This is a genomic window from Oliverpabstia sp., assembly GCF_022785585.1.
Taxonomy (GTDB): Bacteria; Bacillota; Clostridia; order Lachnospirales; family Lachnospiraceae; genus Oliverpabstia; species Oliverpabstia intestinalis.
This window is the reverse complement of record NZ_JALFPR010000099.1, coordinates 20,776-27,062: the sequence shown is the minus strand read 5'-3', so window position 1 is coordinate 27,062 and position 6,287 is coordinate 20,776. Positions and strand designations below refer to the sequence as shown.

Genomic DNA, 6,287 nt, shown 5'->3' with positions numbered 1-6,287 from the left:
AACCGAATCCGTAAAAAATACTGTTGATTACTATAAACAGCAGAAATAACATCCACCCGGCGACCGGATTATCACTACTATCCATATACACTCCTTTTTTCTGTGCGTATTATTAAGATCATAAGGCATAAGCACACAGTTATGCCCGAAAAAGTATATCACCTTACTATTTATTCGTCAAGCAACTCCATGTTATGTAGGAAGTTCCAGACTGATTTTCAGTGCTTTGTTTACTTTTGCAAGGGCTTCCGGATCCAGATGACAGATCTTGTCTTTCAGCCTTTTTTTATCAATGGTGCGCAGCTGTTCGAGAAGAATGACGGAATCCCTGACAATGTCGTAAGCAGATGCGTTGATCTCGATGTGCGTAGGCAGTTTGGCTTTATTCATCTTGGAAGTAATGGCAGCACAGATCACTGTCGGGCTGTGTTTGTTCCCGATATCGTTCTGGATGATGAGTACCGGACGGATCCCTCCCTGCTCACTTCCCACCACCGGACGAAGATCCGCATAATAAATATCTCCTCTTCTTATATTCACATTCTCCACACTCCGATTCCTATGTTCTGTCAGAAATTTCTGACATCTATAGTATTTCCTTGTTTATCCGGTGTATGCAGGTATATAAGAAATTTATCGATGGATGTTCGCTATTCGGCAGGTAGTAATCCGTAAGGTATTTCTATAACTGTGAAGGTACTGAATCATTACACATGGATGATTTTACAGATAGATTCTCGGTACACGCTTTGTGATACAGCAGATCAGTTCGTAGGAAAAACGACCGGACAGATCACCCAGTTCTTCTGCGGTGATCGTGCTGCCGTGGTCAGTTCCGAGTAATGTTACTTCTGTTCCGCGAACTGCTTCCGGAATGTCAGACACATCAACCATGAACTGATCCATACAGACTCTGCCGATAATCGGTGCTTTCTTTCCGTTGATCAGTAAGTATCCCTTATTGGAGAGGGATCGTGGATAACCGTCCGCGTAACCGACCGGAATGGTTGCGATCCTTGTAGAATCTCTGGTTGTGACAAAGGTTCCGCCATAACTTACTGCTACTCCTGCTTCCACTTCTTTTACGAAAGAAATATGACTTTTCAGTTCCATTACCGGTTGCAGTGCCACGCCCGGATTAACGACTTCGTCAGACGGTGCGATACCATAAAGTGTAATTCCCGGACGTACGGCATCGAGATCACCCTCACGGTGCCAGAGGATTCCTGCACTGTTGTTACAGTGACGGATCGGAATCCGAATACCGGCTTCTTCCAGCAAAGTCAGAAATTCCTGATAGTTTGCGAATTGCTGATGGGCAGAGGTCAGATCCTGTTCGTCTGCTCTTGCAAAATGAGTAAACGCACCTTCGATCGTAATTCCCGGAAGTTTGCTGATCCGCAGGATCTCAGGAAGGCTTTCTTTGGGATGACGAAAACCGATTCGTGTCATACCGGTATCAAATGCCAGATGGATCGGATGTACTTTACCTGCTTTCTGAGCCTCCTGAGATATCTTTTCAGCTGTTTCATAATCAAACACTGCCGGACGGATATCCAGTTTCACCAGTGTCTGATAATCTTCCGGAAAGACATAACCGAGGATCAGTATAGGTTTTTTTAAACCGGCATCGCGGAGTTCTTCGGCTTCCGGTACATTGGCTACCGCATATCCCCAGATGTAGTCTTTTCCTTCCATAAGATGTGCCACAGGAACTGCTCCATGACCGTAAGCATTGGCTTTGATCACACCAATCATCCTGGTTCCTGGTGTAAGATTTTTTTTCATGTTTTCCAGGTTTTGTTCCAGCGCATCCAGATGGATGGCGGCATAGACCCGACTGTTTTTTTTCATAATTTATTTTCTCCTGTATGTTCAATTCTGACTGTCCATTTTCTGCAGCTGTGCTTCAAGACCGGAAAGAATATCTGTAGCTTTCATGGAACGGGCTCCTTTGGCAGAGGCGGCCTGATCGCCGGCAAGCCCGTGAAGCCATACCGCAAATGGTGCCGCCTTGGAAGGGTTCATTCCCTGTCCAAGCAATCCTGCAACTACCCCACACAAAACATCACCCGAACCTGCGGTGGCCATCCCATCGTTGCCGGTCAGATTCAGGAAAAAGCTTCCGTCTGCGGTTCGAATCCAGGTTCGCGCATCCTTCATGATCAGAGTACAGGGGCAGTTGTTATAAAATACATCCATAAACTTCTGCGGATGTACTTTCAGATCACTGATCGTACACTCTGCCAGCCGGCTCATTTCTCCGAGATGAGGGGTCAGGATGCAGGCAGCATCGCACTGTGCCTGCAGATCTTTTCGTTTTGCCAGAAGATTTAAAGCATCTGCATCAATGACTATAGGCTTGCTTTGACGGAATGTCAATACTGTTTGCAACAAGTTCTCCGCTGTTTTGGAAGTAGAAAGCCCCGGACCAACAGCAACCACATCTGCCCAGTCCATAGCTTTTCTGACAATTTCTGACAGTTCATCCGGTGTCATGGAAGGTTCATAAACCGAAAGCATGGCTTCCGGAAACTGCTGCTGCAGGATGATACGGTTGCTTTCATCCGTCAGGATACGGACCATCCCGGCACCGCTTAAAAGTGCCGCTTTCGAAGAAAAGTAAGCTGCCCCGCTCATATTACGGCTTCCGGCTATCAGCAGGATTTTTCCGAAAGTTCCTTTGTTGCCGGCAGGATCCCGCGCAGGAAGCCAGGAAACATCTTTGTTATCCAGTGAAAAAACGCCTTCGGATGCACCGTAGATGCCAACATCTTTCACCTGAATATGTCCGGCATAGACGGATCCAGGGTACAGACTGATCCCAAGCTTACGGTATGCAAAGGTGACCGTTTCGGTTGCCCGGATGGCAGTGCCCATAACCTGTCCCGTGCCTGCATGGATGCCGGATGGAATATCCACCGCAAGAACCGGAATGCCGGAAGCATTGATTTTCTCTGCCAGAGCCTGGTATTTTCCGGACAATTCTCTGGATAATCCGACACCAAAAAGTGCATCTACAATAGTAGTATATTCAGAAAACCGGCAGTTGTTGACTATCGATACCTGATAATTTTTAGCTGCCTGCCACTGAATGTGCATTTCTTCGGTGAAGGATGTGTGATTTCCGGCGAGATAAAGATCTACCGGATATCCTGCCAGATGCAGAAGTCTTGCAACTGCAACGCCATCTGCTCCGTTATTGCCGGAACCGCATACAACCAATGTTTTTTTCAGTGGAAAATGTTGCTTCAGACAGTCAAATACCGCCATTGCTGCCCGTTCCATCAAAACCAGAGAAGGAATGCCCATCTGCTTAATCGTAGACTGGTCAAGCTGCTTCATCTGTTTTCCTGTTACTAAAATCTGCATAGCTATGATCTCACTTTCTGTAAAACCATGAGAAACACGCTCTGCGAGTTTCTCATGGTTATCGCGGCCTCTACACTCCGTTTCGGTCGTTGCTCACGTAAATAAAAGGCTGCTGCCCTCTGTTGGCAGCAGCCTTGCTGTTGTTAAATTTTGCCTTGTTCCTGTTTATGATCTTTTTCAAAACGGCTCAGATTGTAGGAAAGTCGCATCAGGCTTTCAGAAAGGTGTACATTTTCCACGATCACATCCTCCGGCATAAAAAGATTCAGATCTGTGTGGGCAAAATTCCAGATGGCTTTTACTCCCACATCCACCAGCAGTTTTGCCATATCAAGGGCTTTGGCTTTCGGCAGGGTCAGAGTAGCAATCTCTACATGATTATCCTTCACGAACTCAGGAAGTTCGTCAATCATACGGATTTCGATGCCGCGCACGGAAACTCCCTGCATGACCGGATTCACATCGAAAATCCCGACAATTTTAAATCCCTGTTTTTCAAACTGTGTATAATTGGCAAGTGCCTGACCGAGATTACCGGCACCTACGATAATCATATTGTGTGTGCGATCCAGCCCCAGGATTTTTGCAATTTCCGAATGGAGATATTTAACGTTATATCCGTATCCCTGCTGTCCGAATCCACCAAAATTATTAAGATCCTGTCGGATCTGAGAAGCTGTCACTTTCATCCGCCCACTCAACTCATTGGACGAGATTCTTTCTACCCCATCTTCCATCAGTTCTCCCAGATATCGATAATATCGGGGAAGACGTTTGATGACTGCTCTTGATATGTCTTTTTCCTCCACGCTGCTTTCCTCCTGCATCATACTAATATTATTATAGTTAAGTGTGAAAAGTTTGTCAAATAAACTTCTGATTTTGTTGTGATTTTCTTGCGAATTTTCTTCATTCATGTATAATATTCGATAGACTTGTGAAATTTAAGGAGGTTTTTCATGATTTTATCATGTCAGAATATTAATAAATCATTCGTAACAGATGATGTTTTAAAGGATGTGTCTTTTCATCTGGAGGAAAGGGAAAAGGCTGCACTGATCGGACCGAATGGTGCCGGAAAGTCCACACTGTTAAAAATCATTATGCAGGAGATGCCGGCAGATTCCGGTGAGGTGATAGTTGCCAAAGGGAAGACACTCGGTTATCTGGCACAGCATCAGGAAGTCAGTGGCGACAATACGATCTACGGGGAGCTGCTTTCTGTCAAACAGTATCTGTTAGACATGGAAGAAAAGATCCGCACCATGGAACAGCAGATGAAGACGTTGACCGGACGGGAACTGGATGAACTGCTCGCTTCCTACTCCCGTCTCACTCATCAGTTTGAACTGGAAGGTGGTTATGCCTGCCGCAGTGAAGTTGTAGGTGTATTAAAAGGTCTGGGATTTGAGGAAGAGGATTTTTCAAGAAAGATCGGCACATTATCCGGCGGACAGAAAACCCGTGTGGCGCTCGGACGTCTGCTGTTGTCCAACCCGGATATAATTCTTCTTGATGAGCCGACCAATCACCTGGATATGGAATCTATTGCATGGCTGGAGACATATCTGATCAACTATAAAGGCGCGGTATTTATCGTCTCCCATGACCGTTATTTTCTGGATCGCGTCGTGACAAAAGTAGTCGAAATCGATCGCGGACATGTTCGTACTTTTATGGGGAATTATTCTGCGTATGCAGAGAAAAAGGCAATGATCCGAGATGCGGAATATAAGGCATGGCTGAATCAGCAACAGGAAATTAAGCATCAGGAAGAAGTCATTGCAAAATTAAAATCTTTCAACCGGGAAAAATCCATCAAACGTGCAGAGAGCCGGGAGAAAATGCTGGATAAGATCGATGTGCTGGATAAACCGGTGGAAGAAAATGTCGAAATGCATCTGGAACTGAAGCCGCGCGTAGTCAGCGGAAACGATGTATTAACAGTAAAAAATCTGGCGAAAGCATTTCCTCAGCAGGAGCTGTTCTCCAACGTGGATTTTTCTGTGAAACGGGGAGAACGTGTTGCGATTATCGGCGCCAATGGAACCGGTAAGACAACCATTCTTAAGATTTTAAATGGTCTGGTGGAGCCGGATGCAGGGGAAATCGAACTGGGTAGTAAAGTACAGATCGGTTATTATGATCAGGAACATCACGTACTCCATATGGAGAAAACAATCTTTGAAGAAATCTCCGATGAGTATCCTTATCTGACAAATACAGAAATCCGCAATGTACTGGCTGCGTTCTTATTTACCGGAGATGATGTCTTTAAACTGATCAGTGCTCTTAGCGGTGGCGAGCGTGGTCGTGTTTCTCTGGCAAAGCTGATGCTTTCCGAAGCGAACTTCCTGATTCTCGATGAGCCGACCAACCACCTGGATATCGTATCCAAAGAAATTCTGGAACAGGCGCTGAAACACTATACCGGAACTGTACTGTATGTGTCTCACGATCGTTATTTCATTAATCAGACCGCGACCCGGATCCTGGAGCTTACAAATCAGGCAATGGTCAATTATATCGGTAATTATGACTACTATCTGGAGAAAAAAGAAGAACTGACACAGATTTATGCACCGAAGGAGGAAGAAGCTGTTGCGGATGTTTCAGCATCTGCAACCAAACTTGACTGGAAACAGCAGAAAGAAGAACAGGCGAGACTTCGAAAACGGGAGAATGATCTAAAAAAGACAGAAGCAGAAATCGAAAAGCTGGAAACCAGAGACGGTGAGATTGATGAAGAGATGGCACAGCCGGAGGTTGCTGTCAATGTGGCGGAATGTGTGCGGCTTTCAAAAGAAAAGGTAGCAATTGCAGAAAAACTGGAAGAACTGTATGCAAAATGGGAGGAACTGGCGTAAACTATGAGAAACACGCTCTGCGAGTTTCTCATAGTTATCGCGGCAGTC

At 45.5% G+C, this 6,287-nt stretch carries 5 protein-coding genes; 1 reads left to right on the top strand and 4 read right to left on the bottom strand.

The window, feature by feature from the left end:
• Positions 1-192 precede the first annotated feature (192 nt).
• The 4 genes from MSA64_RS07120 to MSA64_RS07105 form a co-directional block, all read right to left on the bottom strand.
• A complete protein-coding gene (locus tag MSA64_RS07120) occupies positions 193-540 on the bottom strand; it encodes a type II toxin-antitoxin system PemK/MazF family toxin (RefSeq protein ID WP_022172455.1) in 348 nt (115 codons plus the stop codon).
• A gap of 183 nt (positions 541-723) precedes the next feature.
• Positions 724-1,854, bottom strand: a complete 1,131-nt coding sequence (gene alr / locus MSA64_RS07115; RefSeq protein WP_022172454.1) for an alanine racemase — start codon at positions 1,852-1,854, stop codon at positions 724-726.
• A gap of 21 nt (positions 1,855-1,875) precedes the next feature.
• A complete protein-coding gene (locus tag MSA64_RS07110) occupies positions 1,876-3,372 on the bottom strand; it encodes an NAD(P)H-hydrate dehydratase (protein ID WP_287891127.1) in 1,497 nt (498 codons plus the stop codon).
• Between the two features lie 143 nt (positions 3,373-3,515).
• Positions 3,516-4,181, bottom strand: a complete 666-nt coding sequence (locus tag MSA64_RS07105) for a redox-sensing transcriptional repressor Rex (RefSeq protein WP_022172452.1) — start codon at positions 4,179-4,181, stop codon at positions 3,516-3,518.
• A 150-nt stretch (positions 4,182-4,331) separates the two neighbouring features.
• Here MSA64_RS07105 and abc-f point away from each other — a divergent pair, with 150 nt between their 5' ends.
• On the top strand, positions 4,332-6,239 hold the full coding sequence (abc-f, locus tag MSA64_RS07100) for a ribosomal protection-like ABC-F family protein (protein ID WP_154431243.1): 1,908 nt from the start codon (positions 4,332-4,334) through the stop codon (positions 6,237-6,239).
• Positions 6,240-6,287: the final 48 nt, after the last annotated feature.